The sequence below is a fragment of the Streptomyces sp. NBC_01551 genome (assembly GCF_026339935.1).
In the GTDB taxonomy this organism is placed as follows: domain Bacteria; phylum Actinomycetota; class Actinomycetes; order Streptomycetales; family Streptomycetaceae; genus Streptomyces.
Window position 1 is genome coordinate 1,846,597 of sequence record NZ_JAPEPX010000001.1, and the last position, 19,860, is coordinate 1,866,456.

The 19,860-nt window shown below is 70.9% G+C and carries 20 protein-coding genes; 10 read left to right on the forward strand and 10 right to left on the reverse strand.

Annotated features, from left to right (window positions below; translation table 11 throughout):
- Positions 1-138 precede the first annotated feature (138 nt).
- From OG982_RS08290 to OG982_RS08310, 5 genes are all read right to left on the reverse strand, one after another.
- Positions 139-1,254, reverse strand: a complete 1,116-nt coding sequence (locus tag OG982_RS08290; RefSeq protein WP_266788240.1) for a DUF475 domain-containing protein — start codon at positions 1,252-1,254, stop codon at positions 139-141.
- Positions 1,255-1,279: 25 nt separating this feature from the next.
- Positions 1,280-1,855 carry a TerD family protein gene (locus OG982_RS08295; protein WP_266788239.1) on the reverse strand — a complete coding sequence of 192 codons (576 nt, stop codon included), beginning with the start codon at positions 1,853-1,855 and terminating at the stop codon, positions 1,280-1,282.
- Between the two features lie 161 nt (positions 1,856-2,016).
- Positions 2,017-2,592, reverse strand: a complete 576-nt coding sequence (locus tag OG982_RS08300; protein WP_266788238.1) for a TerD family protein — start codon at positions 2,590-2,592, stop codon at positions 2,017-2,019.
- 150 nt (positions 2,593-2,742) lie between these two features.
- Positions 2,743-3,201 carry a peroxiredoxin gene (locus OG982_RS08305; protein ID WP_266788237.1) on the reverse strand — a complete coding sequence of 153 codons (459 nt, stop codon included), beginning with the start codon at positions 3,199-3,201 and terminating at the stop codon, positions 2,743-2,745.
- Positions 3,202-3,368: 167 nt separating this feature from the next.
- On the reverse strand, positions 3,369-3,794 hold the full coding sequence (locus tag OG982_RS08310) for a DUF3052 domain-containing protein (RefSeq protein ID WP_030009300.1): 426 nt from the start codon (positions 3,792-3,794) through the stop codon (positions 3,369-3,371).
- A 482-nt stretch (positions 3,795-4,276) separates the two neighbouring features.
- On the opposite strand from OG982_RS08310, the gene aceE reads away from it, so the two are divergent.
- Complete coding sequence (gene aceE / locus OG982_RS08315; protein WP_266788236.1) at positions 4,277-7,024, forward strand: pyruvate dehydrogenase (acetyl-transferring), homodimeric type; 2,748 nt, start codon at positions 4,277-4,279, stop codon at positions 7,022-7,024.
- A 97-nt stretch (positions 7,025-7,121) separates the two neighbouring features.
- Positions 7,122-7,982, forward strand: a complete 861-nt coding sequence (locus OG982_RS08320) for a potassium channel family protein (RefSeq protein WP_266788235.1) — start codon at positions 7,122-7,124, stop codon at positions 7,980-7,982.
- Here the strand turns inward: OG982_RS08320 and OG982_RS08325 are convergent.
- Both OG982_RS08325 and OG982_RS08330 read right to left on the reverse strand, forming a co-directional pair.
- Positions 7,963-8,415 (reverse strand): peptidase inhibitor family I36 protein, encoded by a 453-nt coding sequence (locus OG982_RS08325; RefSeq protein WP_266788234.1) that lies wholly within the window; start codon positions 8,413-8,415, stop codon positions 7,963-7,965. The two genes, OG982_RS08320 and OG982_RS08325, sit on opposite strands and share 20 nt — an antisense overlap.
- Before the next feature lie 198 nt (positions 8,416-8,613).
- Positions 8,614-10,224, reverse strand: a complete 1,611-nt coding sequence (locus OG982_RS08330; RefSeq protein ID WP_266948223.1) for an MFS transporter — start codon at positions 10,222-10,224, stop codon at positions 8,614-8,616.
- A gap of 141 nt (positions 10,225-10,365) precedes the next feature.
- Between OG982_RS08330 and OG982_RS08335 the strand changes: the two genes are divergently transcribed.
- From OG982_RS08335 to OG982_RS08345, 3 genes are all read left to right on the forward strand, one after another.
- On the forward strand, positions 10,366-11,019 hold the full coding sequence (locus tag OG982_RS08335; protein ID WP_266788232.1) for a TetR/AcrR family transcriptional regulator: 654 nt from the start codon (positions 10,366-10,368) through the stop codon (positions 11,017-11,019).
- A gap of 148 nt (positions 11,020-11,167) precedes the next feature.
- Positions 11,168-12,307 (forward strand): alpha/beta hydrolase, encoded by a 1,140-nt coding sequence (locus OG982_RS08340; protein WP_323139292.1) that lies wholly within the window; start codon positions 11,168-11,170, stop codon positions 12,305-12,307.
- Between the two features lie 75 nt (positions 12,308-12,382).
- Complete coding sequence (locus tag OG982_RS08345) at positions 12,383-13,150, forward strand: DUF4429 domain-containing protein (RefSeq protein WP_266788231.1); 768 nt, start codon at positions 12,383-12,385, stop codon at positions 13,148-13,150.
- A gap of 30 nt (positions 13,151-13,180) precedes the next feature.
- Here the strand turns inward: OG982_RS08345 and OG982_RS08350 are convergent, their stop codons facing one another.
- Together OG982_RS08350 and OG982_RS08355 are read right to left on the reverse strand one after the other, a co-directional pair.
- On the reverse strand, positions 13,181-14,227 hold the full coding sequence (locus tag OG982_RS08350; RefSeq protein ID WP_266949866.1) for an aldo/keto reductase: 1,047 nt from the start codon (positions 14,225-14,227) through the stop codon (positions 13,181-13,183).
- A gap of 14 nt (positions 14,228-14,241) precedes the next feature.
- Positions 14,242-14,634 (reverse strand): MerR family transcriptional regulator, encoded by a 393-nt coding sequence (locus tag OG982_RS08355; protein WP_266788230.1) that lies wholly within the window; start codon positions 14,632-14,634, stop codon positions 14,242-14,244.
- A gap of 88 nt (positions 14,635-14,722) precedes the next feature.
- On the opposite strand from OG982_RS08355, the gene OG982_RS08360 reads away from it, so the two are divergent.
- Complete coding sequence (locus OG982_RS08360; protein ID WP_266949867.1) at positions 14,723-15,541, forward strand: serine hydrolase; 819 nt, start codon at positions 14,723-14,725, stop codon at positions 15,539-15,541.
- Positions 15,542-15,555: 14 nt separating this feature from the next.
- Here OG982_RS08360 and OG982_RS08365 read toward each other — a convergent pair whose 3' ends face one another.
- Positions 15,556-16,212, reverse strand: coding sequence for a pirin family protein (locus OG982_RS08365; protein ID WP_266788229.1), 657 nt, complete (start codon positions 16,210-16,212; stop codon positions 15,556-15,558).
- 69 nt (positions 16,213-16,281) lie between these two features.
- Between OG982_RS08365 and OG982_RS08370 the strand changes: the two genes are divergently transcribed.
- The 4 genes from OG982_RS08370 (at position 16,282) to OG982_RS08385 (ending at position 19,846) form a co-directional block, all read left to right on the forward strand.
- A complete protein-coding gene (locus OG982_RS08370; RefSeq protein ID WP_266788228.1) occupies positions 16,282-17,493 on the forward strand; it encodes a CdaR family transcriptional regulator in 1,212 nt (403 codons plus the stop codon).
- Between the two features lie 89 nt (positions 17,494-17,582).
- Complete coding sequence (locus tag OG982_RS08375; RefSeq protein ID WP_266788227.1) at positions 17,583-18,515, forward strand: ACP S-malonyltransferase; 933 nt, start codon at positions 17,583-17,585, stop codon at positions 18,513-18,515.
- A 19-nt stretch (positions 18,516-18,534) separates the two neighbouring features.
- Complete coding sequence (locus tag OG982_RS08380; RefSeq protein ID WP_266788226.1) at positions 18,535-19,539, forward strand: ketoacyl-ACP synthase III; 1,005 nt, start codon at positions 18,535-18,537, stop codon at positions 19,537-19,539.
- A 58-nt stretch (positions 19,540-19,597) separates the two neighbouring features.
- Positions 19,598-19,846, forward strand: coding sequence for an acyl carrier protein (locus OG982_RS08385; RefSeq protein WP_266788225.1), 249 nt, complete (start codon positions 19,598-19,600; stop codon positions 19,844-19,846).
- Positions 19,847-19,860 lie beyond the last annotated feature (14 nt).

Below are 19,860 nucleotides of genomic sequence, written 5' to 3' on the forward strand. Positions count from 1 at the left end.
CTTGGTCCCCTGGCCCCTTGGTCCCCTGGTCCCCGGACTGCCCGACCCTCTGGCCGTACGGAAAAAGCGGGGCGGCCCGCAGGGTCCGAAGACCCCTCGGGCCGCCCCGCAATGGAGCGTTCCGCATTACCGCCGCGGTCATGCCTCCGCGGCGGATCCCTCCAGCTCCAGGCGCTTGTTGCGGCGCACGGAGGACCAGAAGGACCAGGCGATCAGGATGACGCCGACGAGGCCGGTGATGACCTCGTTGATCTCGTACTGGATGGTGACGAGCAGGATCAGGGCGAGCGCGCCGATGGCGTAGTGCGCGCCGTGTTCCAGGTAGACGTAGTCGTCGAGGGTGCCCTGGCGGACCAGGTAGACCGTGAGCGACCGGACGTACATGGCACCGATGCCGAGGCCGAGGGCCATGAGCACGATGTCGTTGGTGATGGCGAAGGCGCCGATGACCCCGTCGAAGGAGAACGAGGCGTCGAGGACTTCGAGGTAGAGGAACATGAAGAACGCGGCCTTGCCGGCCATGGTGACGGCCGAGACGGGCTTGCCGGCCTTCTTGGCCTCTTCCTCGGCCTCGTGCTCGGCTTCCTCCTCTTCCTCCAGCTTGTTCTCGAAGTAGCCGGAGAGGCCACCGACGATCATGTAGGTGATCAGGCCGAGAACACCGGAGACGAGGACCGTCTGCGCCTTGTCCACGTGCACGCCGCCGTGCTGGTGCGCGTTGGCCGCGAAGGTCATCGAGGTGATGACCAGCACGATGAGCGCGATGCACGCCGAGAGCATGTCGATCTTGCCCAGCTTGGCCAGCGGACGCTCCAGCCAGGCGAGCCACTTGATGTCGCGGTCCTCGAAGATGAAGTCGAGGAAGATCATCAGCAGGAACATGCCGCCGAAGGCGGCGATGGACGGGTGAGCGTCCGTGACCAGCTGCTCGTACATTTCCTTGTCGGTCAAGGCCAGATCGACGGCTTCAATCGGCCCGATCTTGGCGCTGATCGCGACGATGACGACGGGGAAGACCAGTCGCATACCGAAGACCGCGATGAGCACACCGACCGTGAGGAAGATCTTCTGCCAGAAGGCATTCATCTTCTTCAGGATCCCGGCGTTGACCACCGCGTTGTCGAAGGACAGCGAGATCTCGAGGACGGACAGGATCGCGACGATCCCGAAAGCGGTCCATCCCCCGTAGAACACCGCTGCGACCAGACCGAGCGCAGTGACTGCGAACGACCAGCCGAAGGTTTTCAGAACCACTGGCACCCCATCGTCTTGTACGGCTTTACGAAACGTTGACCCCGAAGTCTAGAGCGATGCCTCGGAGCCCCGACGCGTACCCCTGCCCCACGGCCCGGAACTTCCATTCGCCGCCGTACCGGTAGACCTCGCCGAAGATCATCGCGGTCTCGCTGGAGGCGTCCTCGGTGAGGTCGTAGCGGGCCAGCTCCTGGCCGTCCGCCTCGTTCACCACGCGGATGAAGGCGTTGCTGACCTGGCCGAAGCTCTGCCGGCGGGCCTCCGCCTCGTGGATCGAGACCGGAAAGACGATCTTGTCGACCCGGTCCGGCACCTTGGTGAGGTCGATGATGATCGACTCATCATCGCCTTCACCCTCGCCGGTGAGGTTGTCCCCCGTGTGTTCGACGGAGCCCTCGGGGCTCTTCAGGTTGTTGTAGAAGATGAAGTACTCGTCCCCGAGCACCCGGCCGCTGTTGCACAGCAACGCGCTGGCGTCGAGGTCGAAGTCGGCCCCCGTGGTCGAGCGCGCGTCCCATCCGAGCCCGACGAGAACCCGGGTCAGGTTCGGTGCGGCCTTGGACAGGGAGACATTGCCCCCCTTGGCGAGTGTGACGCCCATGTTGTGGTCCTCCCCGGACGACGTGGGGGCCGCGGCATGGCGTTTCGCGGCCCTGCTGTGGTGAAACCCGCGGAACGCCCGCGGTAAACCCAATCCGGCGCCGTACACACAGTGCACGGCGCCGGACGGAGACTGCCCTGAGACGCGGGCCGCGATGCGACTCAGACGTTGACGCCGAAGTCCTGCGCGATGCCGCGCAGGCCGGAGGCGTAGCCCTGGCCGATGGCGCGGAACTTCCACTCCGCGCCGTTGCGGTACAGCTCGCCGAAGACCATGGCGGTCTCGGTCGAGGCGTCCTCGGAGAGGTCGTAGCGGGCGAGCTCGGTGTTGTCGGCCTGGTTCACGACGCGGATGTACGCGTTGCGGACCTGGCCGAAGCTCTGCTGACGGCTCTCGGCCTCGTAGATCGAGACCGGGAAGACGATCTTGGCGACATCGCCCGGGACGCCGGCGAGGTTGACCTTGATCGCCTCGTCGTCGCCCTCGCCCTCACCGGTGGTGTTGTCACCGGTGTGCTCAACCGAGCCGTCCGGGCTCTTCAGGTTGTTGAAGAACACGAAGTTCGCGTCGCTGGCGACCTTGCCCTGGTCGTTGGTCAGGATCGCGCTGGCGTCGAGGTCGAAGTCGACACCGGTGGTGGTGCGAGCGTCCCAGCCCAGACCGACGATGACCGCCGTCAGGTTAGGCGCGGCCTTGGTCAGCGAGACGTTGCCGCCCTTGCTGAGGCTGACTCCCACGGGTCCTCCAGAGGTAATTGTGTGGGGCGGGGCCCCGTCGTGCGGTTTCTACGGGATCAACGTTTCGATCCTAGTGACGGGTTCCCGCCCGCAGGCGGTTTTCGCACGGAACCTCGTACGGAACTCGTACGACGAGGCTCCTCAGGAGTTTCAGAGGCTGTCGAGCGCCTTGATGTACTCGTTCAGGTCACGCGCGTCGGGCAGCCCGTTGACGACGGTCCAGCGCACGACGCCGTCCTTGTCGATGATGAAGGTGCCGCGGACCGCGCAGCCCTTCTCCTCGTCGAAGACGCCGTACGCGCGGGAGGTCTCCCCGTGCGGCCAGAAGTCCGACAGCAGCGGGTACTCCAGGCCCTCCTGCTCGCCGAAGACCCGCAGGGTCGGCACCGAGTCGTTGGAGACCGCGAGGAGCTGGACGTCGTCGTTCTGGAAACGGGGCAGCTGGTCGCGCAGCTCGCACAGCTCGCCTGTGCAGACGCCGGTGAAGGCGAACGGGTAGAAGAGCAGCACGACGGCCTTCTCCCCCCGGAAGTCGGAGAGCCGCACGGTGGCGCCGTGGTTGTCCTTGAGCTCGAAGTCCGGGGCCTTGTCGCCGACCTCGATCGCCATCTGTCGCATCCCTTCGTTCCCGCATCCCTGCGTTGGGCCGTCCGGGTGACAGCCGCCTTGTCGTGGCCAGCCTAGGCGCGGCGCGGCCCCGGGTACGCACGCACCCCGCCGACCGGGGTTGGAATCCGGTCGACGGGGTGCGTGTCTGTTTGGCTGCGGGGCGCGGCTCAGCGCTTGGCCTTGGCTGCCTTCGGCGTCACCAGCTTGGTGGAGGTCCACTCCTTGCCGACGGGCAGGCCCTTGGCAAGGGAGAGGCCGGCCGTTTCGGCCGCCTCGCTGATGTCGCTGGCCTCGACGTAGCCGTCACGGCCCGTCTTGGGGGTCAGCAGCAGGATCAGTGCGCCGTCCTCGACCAGCTCGGTCGCATCGACCAGGGCGTCCGTCAGATCGCCGTCCTCGTCGCGGAACCACAACAGCACCGCGTCGGCGACGTCGTCGTAGTCCTCGTCGGCGAGCTCGCTGACGAGCTTCTCGACGGCGTCACGGAATTCCTGATCGACGTCGTCGTCGTAGCCGATCTCCTGGACCACCTGTTCGGACTGGAAACCCAGCCGGGCGGCCAGGCTCTCCGCGTGGTCCGCGGTCGCGCTCACGGGGTGCCTCCTGCTCATGTTCGGTGAATGTCTTTCGGCGGCGCGCGTACGCGCAGCATTGGGCGTAGTCCACACGGGCGCGGCGGATCGCGCAAGTACCCGGCCGCCGAGACCGTCGAAACGGTGACGATTGCGGCCGTCTCGCCGCAACTTTCAGCCTCCCCGTGTGCACCTCTGGTGATTCATCCCACACCATTCCAGCTCATTCGGCATCATCGGCGACGCTCGACGGCTTTCCTACCTGTTTGAGGGACGAACAGCCTTACGAGCCGGCTGATCGACTTGGGGCGTAAGGTGCGGTTTGGCCGGACTCGCTCCCTGCCGCGAAGCCGCCCGCTCCCGGACGCCACCCCCGATGGCCGGAAGTTCCAAGGGTTACCCGGGGGTAAAGATGAAGATTGCCGCCGAGCGTACGACCATGGGAGGCGGCGACCCCAGGCGCGACTCCCCAGGCGCGACTCACACGACAGCGAAGGAACAGCGTGGCTTCCGCATCCGATCGCAATCCGATCATCATTGGCGGCCTTCCGAGCCAGGTCCCGGACTTCGATCCGGAGGAGACGCAGGAGTGGCTCGACTCCCTGGACGCGGCGGTCGACGAGCGGGGCCGTGAGCGGGCCCGCTACCTGATGCTGCGCCTGATCGAGCGCGCCCGCGAGAAGCGCGTGGCCGTGCCCGAGATGCGCAGCACGGACTACGTCAACACGATCGCGACCAAGGACGAGCCGTTCTTCCCCGGCAACGAGGAGATCGAGCGCAAGGTCCTCAACGCGACCCGGTGGAACGCGGCCGTGATGGTCTCGCGTGCCCAGCGTCCCGGGATCGGCGTCGGCGGCCACATCGCCACCTTCGCCTCCTCGGCCTCCCTCTACGACGTGGGCTTCAACCACTTCTTCCGGGGCAAGGACGAGGGCGACGGCGGCGACCAGATCTTCTTCCAGGGCCACGCCTCCCCCGGCATCTACGCCCGCGCCTACCTCCTGGACCGGCTCTCCGAGCAGCAGCTCGACGCGTTCCGCCAGGAGAAGTCGAAGGCCCCGTACGGCCTCTCCAGCTACCCGCACCCGCGGCTGATGCCGGACTTCTGGGAGTTCCCGACCGTCTCGATGGGCCTCGGCCCGCTCGGTGCGATCTACCAGGCGCGGATGAACCGCTACATGGAGGCGCGCGGGATCGCGGACACCTCCAAGTCCCACGTTTGGGCGTACCTCGGCGACGGCGAGATGGACGAGCCGGAGTCGCTGGGCCAGCTGTCGATCGCCGCCCGCGAGGGCCTGGACAACCTGACCTTCGTGGTCAACTGCAACCTCCAGCGCCTCGACGGCCCGGTGCGCGGCAACGGCAAGATCATCCAGGAGCTGGAGTCGATCTTCCGGGGCGCCGGCTGGAACGTCATCAAGCTGATCTGGGACCGCTCCTGGGACCCGCTGCTGGCCCAGGACCGCGACGGCATCCTGGTCAACAAGATGAACTCCACCCCCGACGGGCAGTTCCAGACGTACGCCACCGAGTCGGGCGCGTACATCCGCGAGCACTTCTTCGGCGGCGACCAGCGGCTGCGCGCGATGGTCGAGAACATGTCCGACCGGCAGATCCAGCACCTGGGGCGCGGCGGCCACGACCACAAGAAGGTCTACGCGGCGTACGCGGCGGCCAAGGCCCACAAGGGCCAGCCGACGGTGATCCTGGCTCAGACGGTCAAGGGCTGGACGCTCGGCCCGAACTTCGAGGGCCGCAACGCGACGCACCAGATGAAGAAGCTGACGGTCGACGACCTCAAGCGCTTCCGCGACCGCCTGCACATCCCGATCACGGACGCGCAGCTGGAGACCGGCGCCCCGCCGTACTACCACCCGGGCCGCAACTCGCCCGAGATCCAGTACATGCACGACCAGCGCAGCGCGCACGGCGGCTACGTGCCGACCCGCGTGGTGCGCGCCAAGCCGCTCCAGCTGCCGGACGACAGCGCGTACGCGACGGCCAAGAAGGGCTCCGGCCACCAGTCGATCGCCACGACGATGGCCTTCGTCCGCATCCTGAAGGACCTGATGCGGGACAAGGAGATCGGCAAGCGCTTCGTGCTGATCGCGCCGGACGAGTACCGCACCTTCGGCATGGACGCGTTCTTCCCGAGCGCCAAGATCTACAACCCGCTGGGGCAGCAGTACGAGGCCGTCGACCGCGAGCTGCTGCTCGCGTACAAGGAGTCGCCGACCGGCCAGATGCTGCACGACGGCATCTCGGAGGCGGGCTGCACGGCCTCGCTGATCGCGGCGGGTTCGGCGTACGCGACGCACGGCGAGCCGCTGATCCCGGTGTACGTCTTCTACTCGATGTTCGGTTTCCAGCGCACCGGTGACCAGTTCTGGCAGATGGCCGACCAGCTGGCGCGCGGTTTCGTCCTGGGCGCGACCGCGGGCCGGACCACCCTGACGGGTGAGGGCCTCCAGCACGCCGACGGTCACTCCCAGCTGCTGGCGTCGACCAACCCGGGCTGTGTCGCGTACGACCCGGCGTACGGGTACGAGATCGCGCACATCGTCAAGGACGGCCTGCGGCGCATGTACGGGCCGACCGCGACGAACGAGCCCGGCGAGGACGTCTTCTACTACCTGACGGTCTACAACGAGCCGATCCAGCACCCGGCCGAGCCGGCGGGCGTCGACGTGGACGGCATCCTCAAGGGCATCCACCGGGTGTCGCAGGGCACCACCGGCGCGATCGGGGCGCAGATCATGGCCTCGGGCGTGGCGGTGCCGTGGGCGCTGGAGGCGCAGCGGATCCTGGCCGCGGACTGGAACGTCAAGGCGGACGTCTGGTCGGCGACCTCCTGGAACGAGCTGCGCCGCGAGGCCGTCGAGGTGGAGGAGCACAACCTGCTCCACCCGGAGGAGGAGCAGCGCGTCCCGTACGTGACGCGGAAGCTGTCGGGCGCGGAGGGACCCTTCGTCGCGGTCTCGGATTGGATGCGCTCGGTTCCGGACCAGATCTCGCGCTGGGTCCCGGGCCGGTACACCTCGCTGGGCGCGGACGGCTTCGGCTTCGCGGACACCCGCGGCGCGGCCCGCCGGTTCTTCCACATCGACGCGCAGTCGGTGGTCCTGGCGGTGCTGACGGAGCTGGCCCGGGACGGCCGGATCGACCGCTCGGCCCTGAAGCAGGCGATCGACCGCTACCAGCTGCTGGACGTGGCCGCGGCCGACCCGGGCGCGGCGGGCGGGGACGCGTAGCCGTCACGGGCGACCGTCACGCGTAGCGCGTCACTCTTCCGTGGGGCGCTGGGACACCTGTCCCAGCGCCCCTTACGCGTTCTTTACGATGCTTGTCATGAAGGAACCCTCCCGCCAGGCGCGGTGGGAGCGCCGTACGCAGGCTCCCCTGCTGGTGCTCGCCGTGGCTTTCGCCCTCGCCTACGCCGTGCCGATCGTCGCTCCCGACGCGAGCCCGCAGGTCCACCGGGCGTGCACCCACGCGGAGTGGGTGGTGTGGGGTGCCTTCGCCGTCGACTACCTGGTCCGGCTGGGGCTCTCGGCGGACCGGAAGCTGTTCGTGCGTACGCACTGGCTGGACCTGGCGGCCGTGGTGCTGCCGCTGGTCCAGCCGCTGCGGCTGCTGCGGCTGGTGGCCACCTTGATGCTGGTGGGCCGGCGGGCCCGGATGGCCCCGCAGATCCGGCTGACGACCTACGTGGCCGGGGCGGTGGTGGGGCTGCTGATGTTCGGCTCCCTCGCCGTGCTGAGCGTGGAGCGGGACGCCCCGGACGGGAACATCAAGAACCTGGGCGACGCGGTGTGGTGGTCCTTCACCACGATGACGACCGTCGGGTACGGCGACCACTCCCCCACCACGGGGCTCGGCCGGGTCCTGGCGGTGGGCCTGATGCTGTCGGGGATCGCCCTGCTCGGTGTGGTGACCGCCAACATCGCGGCCTGGTTCATCGCCCGCTTCGAGCGCGACGACCGGGTGGAGCTGGCGCAGACCGCCGCGATCACCGCGCTCGCCGAAGAGGTACGGGCGCTGCGCGCCGAGGTGGCGCTGCTGCGCGGCCCGGCCGGCGCTCCGGCGCGGGAGGACCACACCGGAGGGCCGGAGGAGCAGGACCGGGAACGCGCCCCGGACCGGGAACGGGACCGTGACCCGGACCGGGATCAGTCCGCGGTGGTCACGGCTAGCGCTCCCACACCTTGAACGCCCGCACCTGGTAGGGCGACTGCGGCAGCCAGACCCCGTCGCCCGGGTAGGTCTGGAACTCGCCGGTCTCGGCGCACTCCGCCGACTGGTAGGTGGTCACGGGGCGGCCGGTCCGGTTGACGAGCGACTGGGCGGTGGTGCCGGCGGGCAGCGCGGTGCAGCTGTTGATGTCGAGGGTGCTGAGCTCGTGGGTCCGCTTGGTGCCCTTGAACTCCGCCTTGCCCCACAGGCACAGCTGCCCGGTGGCGCAGGCCCCGAGCGTCGGCGGCCCCGAGGCGTGACCGCCGGGCCGGACCGCCGCGCGGCCTGCCGCCGGGTCCGCCGCGTGGGCGGCGGCATGGGCGGCGGCATGGGCGGATCCGGCCGTGCTCGGGATCAGGGCGGTAGCGGCCAGCACGGTGGCGGCGAGAGTGGTGCTCCACGTACGCATGACGGGTCAACTCCTTGTGGACGTACGGGCCCCGGACCGCTTCCGGAGCTCCGTCGCCACCACGCTGACCTGCGGTGACGGCCGGGCGGAAGGGGGCACGAGCGGGTCCACCCTGATAGGCGACAGCCCCGCCGGAACCATCCGGCGGGGCTGTCCTCCGTACGGAGTTGACGCCTCCGCGGCCTGCGAGAGCGGGGATCAGATGTGGGCCGCGCCCGCCCCCGCGCCCGCGTGCTCGCCGCGCTTGGTGAAGCAGGCCACGACCGCGGCGAGGACCGCGACCACGCCGGCGACGGTGAAGGCGGTGCTCATGCCGGACACGAACGTGTCGTGCGCGACCCCGGTGATCGCCTGGGCCACCGGCTCCGGGGCCCCCGGCGGGACCGGGGCGATGCCGACCTGGACCCCCTTCTCGGCGAGGGCCTGCTGCTCCGGGGTGAGCGGCGGCAGCTCGGCCTTGGCCCAGTTGTCCCCGAACGAGTCACCGACGGTACTGGCCATGACCGCGCCGAGGACCGCGGTGCCCAGGCTGCCGCCGACCTGCATGGCGGCCTGCTGGAGCCCGCCGGCCACCCCGGACAGCTCCAGCGGGGCGTTGCCGACGATGACCTCGGTGGCGCCGACCATGACGGGCGCGAGCCCGAGGCCGAGCAGCGCGAACCAGAGGGACATGGTGAGGGTGGCGGTGTCCGGGGTGAGGCGGGCCATCCCGAAGCAGGCGACGGCGGTGGCGACCATGCCCGCGACGAGCGGGACGCGCGGGCCGACCTTGGTGATCGCGGCGCCGGCCAGCGGCGAGCCGACGATCATCATGCCGGTGAGCGGCAGCAGGTGCAGGCCGCTGTCGACGGGGCTCATCCCGTGCACGTTCTGCAGGTAGAAGGTGACGAAGAAGAGGCCGCCCATGAACGCGAAGGCCATCAGCACCATCAGCACCGTGCCCGCGGACAGCGGCAGCGAGCGGAACATGCCGAGCGGGATCAGCGGCTCGCGGACGCGGGTCTCCCAGAGGGCGAAGAGCGCGAAGCACAGCACGGACAGGGCGAGGAAGAGCACCGTCCTGGAGTCGCCCCAGCCCCACTCGGCGGCCTTGATCAGCGCCCAGATCAGGGAGAACATCGCCCCGGACAGCAGCAGGACACCGAGCACGTCAAAGGAGCGCGGGGCGTTCTCGGCGCGGTGGTCGACCAGGATCACCAGGCCGAAGACGAGCGCGATGACGCCGACGGGCACGTTGATGAAGAAGACGGACTGCCAGCTGACGTGCTCGACGAGCAGGCCGCCGACAATCGGCCCGGCGGCGGTCGAGGCGCCGATGACCATGCCCCAGATCCCGATGGCCATGTTGAGCTTCTCGGCGGGGAAGGTGGCGCGCAGCAGGCCGAGCGCGGCGGGCATCAGCAGCGCGCCGAAGAGGCCCTGCGCCACGCGGAAGCCGATGACGAGCTCGACGCCGCCGGAGAGGCCGATGGCGGCCGAGGAGACGGCGAAGCCCGCGATGCCTATGAGGAAGGTCTGGCGGTGGCCGAAGCGGTCGCCGAGCTTCCCGGCGGTGATCAGGGAGACCGCGAGGGCGAGGAGGTAGCCGTTGGTGATCCACTGGACGTCGGCGAGCGAGGCGCCGAGGTCCTTCTGGATCGCCGGGTTGGCGACGGCGACGATCGTGCCGTCGAGGGTGACCATCATGACGCCGATCGCCACGGCGAAGAGGGTCAGCCAGGGGTGGCCGCGCAGCCCGGAGGCCGGGGCGGGCGCCGGGCCGGATTCCTTGGTCAGCGACGGGGTGCCGGCGGTGATCTGACTAGTCATGCGAACAGGCTAGTGACAGCGACTGACACTTCACAAACGGCTTAACGGGACAGTCGCTGTCAGGTCGGTCACAGGTACCCTGACCGCTTGCCCAGCGCTTACCCAGCGTCAGAATTCAGCGTCAAAGGGGACCTCGCGGTGATGACCGACCAGCGGCCCGCGCCGGCTGCACCGGCGGCCGGACTGCGCGAACGCAAGAAGCGGCGCACCCGCGACGCGCTGCTGCGCGCCGCCCTCGTCCTGTTCATCTCGCAGGGGTACGAGCAGACGACCGTGGACGAGATCACCGACGCCGTCGACGTCTCCCAGCGCACCTTCTTCCGCTACTTCGCGAACAAGGAGGAGGTCGCCTTCGCCGTCCAGGACCTGGTCGAGTCGCACTACGTGGCCGCGCTGCGGGCCCGGCCGGCCGCCGAGGGGCCGCTACAGGCCATGCGGAGCGCGGTGCTCGAAGCCTGGGACACCGTCGGCGAGGCGATCTCGGAGGTGGTCCCGGTCGACCTCTACATGCGGACGTACCAGCTCATCGAGTCGACCCCGGCCCTGCTCGCCGTGCACCTGCGCCGCTCCACCGAGCTGGAGGAGCGGATCGCCCGGCTGATCGCCGCCCGTGAGGGCCTGGACCTGGACGCCGATCCGCGGCCCCGGGTCGCGGTCGCCGCGTTCTCCGGGGTGATGAGGGTCACGGGGCGGCTGTGGGGGCAGGGCGAGGACACCAGTGTGGCCGCGATCCGGCGGATGACCGAGGCCTACCTCGACCAGATCGGCCCGGCCCTGGCCTCCGACTGGCGGTGACTCCCGTCACGCGGAGCGCCACGGCCCGAAAGGGTCTCTTACGCTGGTCCCAGTGAACGTGCCCGGCCTCGCCCAACTCCCCCCGCCCAGCGCCGCCCCGCGCCTCACCGCCCCGCGCAGCCTGCTCGCGCTGGCGGTGGTGTTCGTCATGCTGGCGATCACCGGCTGGACCGCCGTGCACCGGCCCGAGGCCGGCGTCGCCCCGCGGGCCGTCGCCCTCGCCGCCTGGGCCTCCGCGCGGATCGACGGCCGGCCACTGCCCGCCGCCAACGCGCCCGTCCGTACGGTGAAGCGTTTCTTCGCCGGCCTCGACGGAGCCCAGCGGGCCCGCCTCGCCGACGGCTACCCGCTCGTCGTCGGCAACCTCGACGGGGTCCCCGCCACCACCCGCTACCGGGCCAACCTGCGCTCGCTGGAGCAGGCCCAGCGGATCGAGGAGGCCCGCGGCCGCGACGTCGCGCTGACCCCCGCCGACCGCACCACGGCCACCCGGCGCGCCCACCGCTTCGCCTCGCTCGCCCAGCCCGGCCGCCAGATCCTCGCCTTCGACCCCACCGGCGGCGGCCTCGTCGCCGAGGTCTTCGGCGACCTCGACCGGGCCCGCCGGGTCTCGGTCGTCGTCCCCGGCGTCGACACCGACCTGCTCACCTTCGAGCGCACGCAGCGCCGCCTCACCGCCCCCGCCGGCATGGCCGCCTCGCTCTACGAGGCCGAGCGCGCGGCGGCGCCCGACACCCCGACGGCCGTCATCGCCTGGGCCGGCTACACCGCGCCCAACGGGGTCGGCGTGGACGCGGCCACCGGCCGGCTGGCCGTCGAGGGCGCCGTACGCCTGGAGTCGCTGACCGCCTCCCTGCCCGGGGACTCGGGCGTGGCGCTGTTCTGCCACAGCTACGGGTCGGTGGTCTGCGGGGTCGCCGCGCACGACCTGCCGCGCCGGGTGACCGACCTGGTCGTGGCGGGCAGCCCCGGCATGCGCGTCGGGAAGGCCGCCGAACTCGGCACCTCGGCCCGCGTCTGGGCGATGCGGGACGCCGGCGACTGGATCGCGGACGTACCGCACCTGGAGCTCGGCGGAGTGGGCCACGGCGCGGACCCGGTGTCCCCGGAGTTCGGCGCGCGGCTGCTGTCCTCGGCCGGGGCCAAGAGCCACACCGGCTATTTCCAGCCAGGTACCGCCTCTCTGGACAACTTCGCCAAAATCGGAACCGGCGCGTTCGGTTCGATCGCCTGCGTGACCGGCGGCGATGCCTGCCGGAGTGGAATTTCCGGGGCAGACGGGGACTGACACGTGTAGAGGTCCGGAAAACGGGCTCCGCACCGAGGGGGACGCATGGGCGTGCCTCCCTTTACCATGTGCCGCATGGGTGACGTACTGGCCGGAAATCATGCCGTCTGGGAGTTCGACTCGGACTCGGTGCTCATCCGCTTCGCACGGGGGATGCGAACGCCTCGCCTCTGGCACGCCCTCGGGCCGCGCCGGATCCCCCTGGAAGCGCTGTCCGAGGTGACCGTGAACCCCGGGAAACGGGACACGGTGATCCTGCGTGCCGTCCCGAGACCGGGCGCGGACCCGCTGATGGAGGCCGCCGCCGGGCAGCTGCGCGAGGCCTGCGACCCGTACCGGCTGGTGCTGCCGGGCGACCGGAACCCGCAGGCCACGGCCTTCGCGGAGGCCGTACGGGGGCAGTTGGGGCCCGAGGCCGCCGAGCCGGCGCCGCGCTTCCTGGTGGACGTGCCCGAGCCGCAGCGCCACCTGAAGGCCTCCGACGCGCGGGTCGGCTTCGACGGCTCGGCCGTCACCTTCCACTGGTCCCGCACGGGCGCCACCAGCACGAAGTGGAGGGCGGGCGACCAGCGTTACCCGCTCGGCGAACTCGCCGGCGTCGAATGGCACTCCCCCGAAGGACCGGGCGACGGCCACCTGCGGCTGCTGCCGCTGGTTCCCCGCAGCGGCGGCGGCCACGACCCCCGGCCCGCCTACGACCTGGCGGCCGCCGTCCTCGGTATCGGGCACGGGGCCGTCCACGAGTCCCTGCCGTTCACGGCCGCCGTGCTGGCCGCCCTGCCGCGCGAGCGCCGGCCGGCCTCCGCGCGGGGCCTGCTCCCCGCCCCGCCGCCCCCGCACTGAGCGGGGGACGGGCGCGCGGGGAGCCCGGGGTCACGCCTCGCGCTCGACCGAGGTGAAGGTCATGTCCGGGTAGCGGTCCCCCGCGACCCGCCCGGCGATCGGCTCCAGCAGGGCCAGCTCGGCCGCGCTCAGCGTGATCCGCGCCGCGGCCGCGTTCTCCGCGAGCCGCTGCGGCTTGCGGGTGCCCGGGATCGGAACGACCGTCAGCCCGTGCACCGCCGCCCGCTGGTGCACCCAGGCCAGCGCGATCTGCGCCGGGCTCGCCCCGTGGGCCCGCGCGATCTCCCGTACCGGCTCCAGCAGTTCCGCGTTGGCCCTGGCGTTGTCCCCGGTGAAGCGGGGCTGGTGCGCGCGGTAGTCCCCGGCCTCCAGGTCCTTGCCCGCGTCGGCGAACGCGCCCGTCAGGAACCCGCGCCCCAGCGGGGAGTAGGGCACGAAGGCCACTCCCAGCTCGGCCGCCGCGCCCACCGCGCTGTGTTCCACGTCCCGGCTGAACAACGACCACTCCGACTGGAGCGCCGCGATCGGGTGCACCGCGTACGCCTCGCGCAGCTCCGCGCCGGTGACCTCGCTCAGCCCCAGGTGGCGCACCTTCCCCTCGCGCACCAGCTCGGCCATCGCGCCCACCGACTCCGCCAGCGGCACGGCCGGGTCGCGCCGGTGCATGTAGTAGAGGTCGATCACGTCCGTCCCGAGCCGGCGCAGGCTGGCCTCGACGGCCTGCCGGATGTACGGCGGGTCGTTGCGGATGCCCCGGTGCCGCGGATCGTCGCTCCGCTCCAGGGCGAACTTCGTGGCCAGGGTGATCTCGCCGCGGTGCGCGGCCACGAACGGGGCCAGGAACTCCTCGTTCGCGCCGCGCCCGTAGGCGTCCGCCGTGTCGAACAGCGTGACCCCGGCGGCCAGCGCCGCGTCGAGGGTCGCGCGGGCCACCGACTCGTCGGTCTCCCCGTAGAACTCGCTCATGCCCATGCAGCCCAGGCCCTGGACGCCGACGACCGGGCCGCCCTTGCCGAGCTCCACCCGCTCCAGCCCGCCGTGCCGGGTCTCGCCGTGCTCCGTCTTGCCGTGCTCGATGTTGCCGTGCTCCGTCACTGCTCCGCCTTCCCCGCGACCGTGCTCATCGCATACATCCCGATCTTGAAGTCCAGTACGGAGAGCGCGTCCGTCAGCTCCGAGATCCGCGAGCGCACCTCCTGGCGGGTGCGTTCCAGCAGTTCCCGCCGCTCGTCGAAGGTGTGCTCCCCCTCGCGGACCAGTTCCGCGTACCGGACCATGTCCGCCACCGACATCCCGGTGGTGCGCAGCTTGCCCACGAAGGCCAGCCAGTCGAGGTCCCGGTCGCTGAACCGCCGCTGCCCCGAGTGGGAGCGGTCCACGTGCGGCATCAGGCCGATCCGCTCGTACCAGCGCAGCGTGTGCTGGGTGAGGCCGGTCCGGGCCTCCACCTCGCTGATCGTGTAGCGCGTCTCCGTCAGGCTCATGACGACCACGCTAAAACCTTGGAGTGCACTCCAAGCAAGTAGGCTCGGCCGCATGGAGAGCGTGGAGGGTACGGAGACCGTGAACACCATGGAAAGCCTGCGGATCATCGAGACATGGCCCGTGCCGACCGCCGCCGCGGCCGTGGTGCGCGCCGACGGGAGCCTGGCCGGCTCCCACGGGCCCGTCCACCACCGCTTCCCGCTCGCCTCGGTCACCAAGCCGCTCACCGCGTACGCCGCGCTCGTCGCGTACGAGGAGGGGGCGATCGAGCTGGACGAGCCGGCCGGACCCGAGGGTTCCACCGTCCGTCACCTGCTCGCGCACACCAGCGGCCTGGCCTTCGACGACCACCGCCCGACGGCCCCGGCCGGGACCCGTCGGCTGTACTCCAACGCCGGTTTCGAGGTCCTCGGCGACCACATCGCCAAGGCGACCGGGATCCCCTTCGCGGACTACCTGCACCAGGCCGTCTTCGAGCCGCTGGGCATGGCCTCCTCCGCCCTGGTGGGATCGCCCGCCAAGGACGGCGTCTCCACCGTCTCGGACCTGACCCGGTTCGCCGCCGAGTTGCAGGCGCCCCGGCTGCTGGACGTCCGTACGGTCGCCGAGGCCGTCTCCGTCGTGCACCCGGGCCTCAAGGGCGTCCTGCCGGGCTACGGGCACCAGTCCCCGAACGACTGGGGGCTCGGCCTGGAGATCCGCGACGGGAAGTCCCCGCACTGGACCGGCTCCGCGTCCTCCCCGCGCACCTTCGGGCACTTCGGGCAGTCCGGCACCTTCCTGTGGGTGGACCCGGACGCGCGCGCCGCGTGCGTGGCGCTGACGGACCGCGCCTTCGGCCCGTGGGCCGTGGAGGCCTGGCCCCCGTTCACCGACGCGGTCCTCGTGGAGCTGCGAGCCGGCTAGGTCGTGTCGTCGAACTAGGGCAGCTCCCAGAGCAGCAGTTCCCCGGGCGACCCGGCGACGATCTCCAGGCCGCTCTCCCCGGTGATCCGCGCCGAGTCCCCCGGCTCCAGCTCCTCCCCGTCGAGCCGCAGGTCACCCCGTACGACGTGCAGGTACACCCGCTCCGCCGCCGGCACGGGGATCCGCTCGCCCGCGCCCGGGCGCCGTACGTGCAGGACCGCGCCGGCCGCGGGGACCTCGTACGGCGTGCCGTCCCCGATGCCCCGGACCAGCTCGTACGAGGGCTCCCCGGCGGCGTTCAGCGGCGCGAGCCACATCTGTACGAAGCGCAGCGGCTCGGCGGCGTCGTTGCGCTCCACGTGCCGCGCGCCGGACCCGGCGCCGAACCGCTGGAGGTCCCCCGGCCGGACCACGGTGGACTCGCCGGTGGTGCTGCCCTTGTGGGTGAGCTCGCCCTCCACCACCCAGGTGACGATCTCGGTCTGGCTGTGCGGGTGCTCGTCGAACCCGGCTCCGGGGGCGAGCCGCTCCTCGTTGCAGGCCAGCAGCGGGCCGAAGCGGATGTTGTCCGGGTCGTAGAACTGCCCGAAGGAGAAGGCGTGCCGGGTCGTGATCCCGGCGGCCCGGTCCCCGCCCTCGTAACGGTCGGCGGCGCGGCGTACATCAATCATGGGGGCCACGGTAGCCCCGCGTGCGAGACCGGAGTCGGCGGCGCCGCCCCGATAAGGCAGTCTTGTTCCGTGCCCGAACCCGAACGTGAGCAGTCCCCCGCGACCCATCCCGCTCATCCCGCCCATCCGCACGCCGCGACGCTGCGCCGACTGGAGAAGTCCTCCGGCCGGCTCGCCGCCAACGCGATCACGCGCATGGACGAGACCCTGCCGTGGTACCGGGCGATGCCGCCGGAGAACCGGTCGTGGATCGGCCTGGTCGCCCAGGCCGGCATCGCCGCGTTCACGGAGTGGTTCCGGCATCCCGAGACCCCGCAGGCGATCTCCACCGACGTGTTCGGGACGGCTCCGCGCGAGCTGACCCGGGCGATCACGCTGCGCCAGACCGTCGAGATGGTCCGCACCACGATCGAGGTCATGGAGACCGCGATCGAGGAGGTGGCGGCCCCGGGCGACGAGTCGATCCTGCGCGAGGCGCTGCTGGTGTACGCCCGGGAGATCGCCTTCGCGACCGCCCAGGTGTACGCGCAGGCCGCCGAGGCGCGGGGGGCGTGGGACGCCCGCCTGGAGTCCCTCGTCGTCAACGCGGTGCTGTCCGGCGAGGCCGACGAGGGCGCGCTGTCGCGGGCCGCGGCGCTGGGCTGGAACTCCCCGGAGCACGTGTGCGTGGTGCTCGGCACCGCCCCGGACGGGGACAGCGAGCTGACGGTCGAGGCGATCCGGCGCGCCGCCCGGCACCACAAGCTCCAGGTCCTGACGGGGGTGCTGGGCGACCGCCTGGTGGTCATCGCGGGCGGCAGCGACAACCCGCTCCAGGTCGCGAAGTCCCTGATCGGCCCGTTCGCGGCGGGTCCGGTGGTGGCGGGTCCGGTCGTCTCGGACCTGCTGAACGCGACCAAGTCCGCGCAGGCGGCGGCGGCCGGCCTGAAGGCCTGCACGGCCTGGCAGGACGCGCCGCGGCCGGTGCTGGCGGACGATCTCCTGCCGGAGCGCGCGATCGCCTCGGACCCTTCAGCGCGCGAGCAGTTGGTGGAGGAGATCTACAGACCGCTGGAGGAGGCGGGGTCCGCGCTGCTGGAGACGCTGAGCGTCTATCTGGAGCAGGCGAGCAGCCTCGAAGGCGCGGCGCGGATGCTGTTCGTGCACCCCAACACGGTGCGCTACCGGCTCCGACGTGTGACCGACGTCACCGGCTGGTCGCCCTCTGATGTCCGTTCCGCGTTCACGCTGCGAATCGCCCTGATCCTGGGACGTCTGGCCGACGGCGATCTCCAGTCCTAGACTTTTGTCGGACATCAACAATTACCCTGACGGTTCTTGGTCCCTGTCCCCACGGGCGGCGGGGACCCACCACAAGAGAGAGTGTGAGGGTGCTCGTACTCGTCGCTCCCGGCCAAGGCGCACAGACGCCCGGCTTCCTGACTCCCTGGCTCGAACTCCCCGGCGCGGCCGACCGCGTCGGCGCGTGGTCGGACGCCATCGGGCTCGACCTTGCCCACTACGGCACGAAGGCCGACGCGGACGAGATCCGCGACACGGCCGTGGCCCAGCCCCTGCTGGTCGCCGCCGGTCTGCTGTCCGCCTCCGCGCTGGCCACGGCCCACGCCGACAGCCGTACGGCCTTCGGTGCCGTCTCGGGCCACAGCGTCGGTGAGATCACCGCCGCCGCGTACGCCGGCGTCCTGTCCGAGGCCGAGGCCCTGTCGTTCGTACGGACGCGCGGGCTCGCGATGGCCGAGGCGTCCGCGGTCACCGAGACCGGCATGGCCGCGATCCTCGGCGGGGACCCCGACGTGGTCGTCGCGCACCTGGAGAAGCTGGGTCTGACCCCGGCCAACATCAACGGCGCGGGCCAGATCGTGGCCGCCGGCACCATGGAGCAGATCGCCGCCCTGGAGGCCGAGAAGCCCGAAGGCTCCATGAAGGTCGTCGCCCTCAAGGTCGCGGGCGCCTTCCACACGCACCACATGGCCCCCGCGGTCGCGACGCTGGAGAAGGCCGCCCAGGCCCTCTCCCCGGCCGACCCGGAGCTGAAGTACGTCTCGAACAAGGACGGCCTCGTCGTCGCCACGGGCGCCGACGTCGTCGCCCGCCTGGTCGGCCAGGTCGCGAACCCGGTCCGCTGGGACCTGTGCATGGAGACGTTCGCCGAGCTGGGCGTCACGGGGATCATCGAGCTCTGCCCCGGTGGCACCCTGACGGGTCTGGCCAAGCGCGCGCTCAAGGGCGTGCCGAGCGTGGCTCTGAAGACCCCGGACGATCTCGAGAAGGCCGCCGCGCTCATCGCCGAGCACGCGGCCTGAGAGAAGGAGCCCACACAGCATGTCGAAGATCAAGCCTGCCAAGGGCTCCCCGTACGCCCGCATCCTCGGGGTCGGCGGCTACCGTCCGGTCCGGGTGGTGCCCAACGAGGTCATCCTGGAGACGATCGACTCGTCCGACGAGTGGATCCGCTCGCGCTCGGGCATCGCGACCCGGCACTGGGCCTCGCCGCAGGAGACGGTCTCCGCGATGTCGGTGGAGGCCTCGGGCAAGGCGCTCGCCGACGCGGGGATCGCCCCGGAGCAGATCGGCGCCGTGATCGTCTCGACGGTCTCGCACTTCAAGCAGACGCCGGCGGTCGCGACCGAGATCGCCCACCGGATCGGCGCGGGCAAGCCCGCCGCGTTCGACATCTCCGCGGGGTGCGCCGGGTTCGGCTACGGCCTGACGCTCGCCAAGGGCATGGTGGTGGAAGGTTCCGCCGAGTACGTCCTCGTCATCGGCGTGGAGCGGCTCTCGGACCTCACCGACCTGGAGGACCGCGCGACGGCCTTCCTCTTCGGCGACGGCGCGGGCGCCGTCGTCGTGGGCCCCTCGGACGAGCCGGCCATCGGCCCCACGGTGTGGGGTTCGGAGGGTGACAAGTCCGAGACCATCAAGCAGACCGTGCCGTGGGACGAGTACCGCACCACCGACAGCGGCGAGAAGTTCCCGGCCATCACCCAGGAGGGCCAGGCGGTCTTCCGCTGGGCCGTCTTCGAGATGGCCAAGGTGGCCCAGCAGGCACTCGACGCGGCCGGGATCACCCCCGAGGACCTGGACGTCTTCATTCCGCACCAGGCGAACATGCGGATCATCGACTCGATGGTGAAGACTCTGAAGCTGCCGGATCACGTCACGGTCGCCCGTGACGTCGAGACCACCGGCAACACCTCGGCCGCCTCGATCCCGCTCGCCATGGAGCGGCTCCTGGCGACCGGAGCGGCGAAGAGCGGCGACACCGCGCTCGTCATCGGCTTCGGGGCGGGACTCGTCTACGCCGCGACGGTCGTTACCCTCCCCTAGGGCCGGGACACACGTCCCGCGTCCTGATCCACCAGTTAGCAACAAGAAGGAGCGCCACATGGCCGCCACGCAGGAAGAGATCGTCGAGGGTCTCGCGGAGATCGTCAACGAGATCGCCGGCATCCCCACCGAGGACGTCGAGCTCCACAAGTCCTTCACGGACGACCTGGACGTCGACTCGCTGTCCATGGTCGAGGTCGTCGTCGCCGCCGAAGAGCGCTTCGACGTCAAGATCCCCGACGAGGACGTCAAGAACCTCAAGACGGTCGGCGACGCCGCTGACTACATCCTGAAGCACCAGGCCTGAGCCTGACGAGCGTT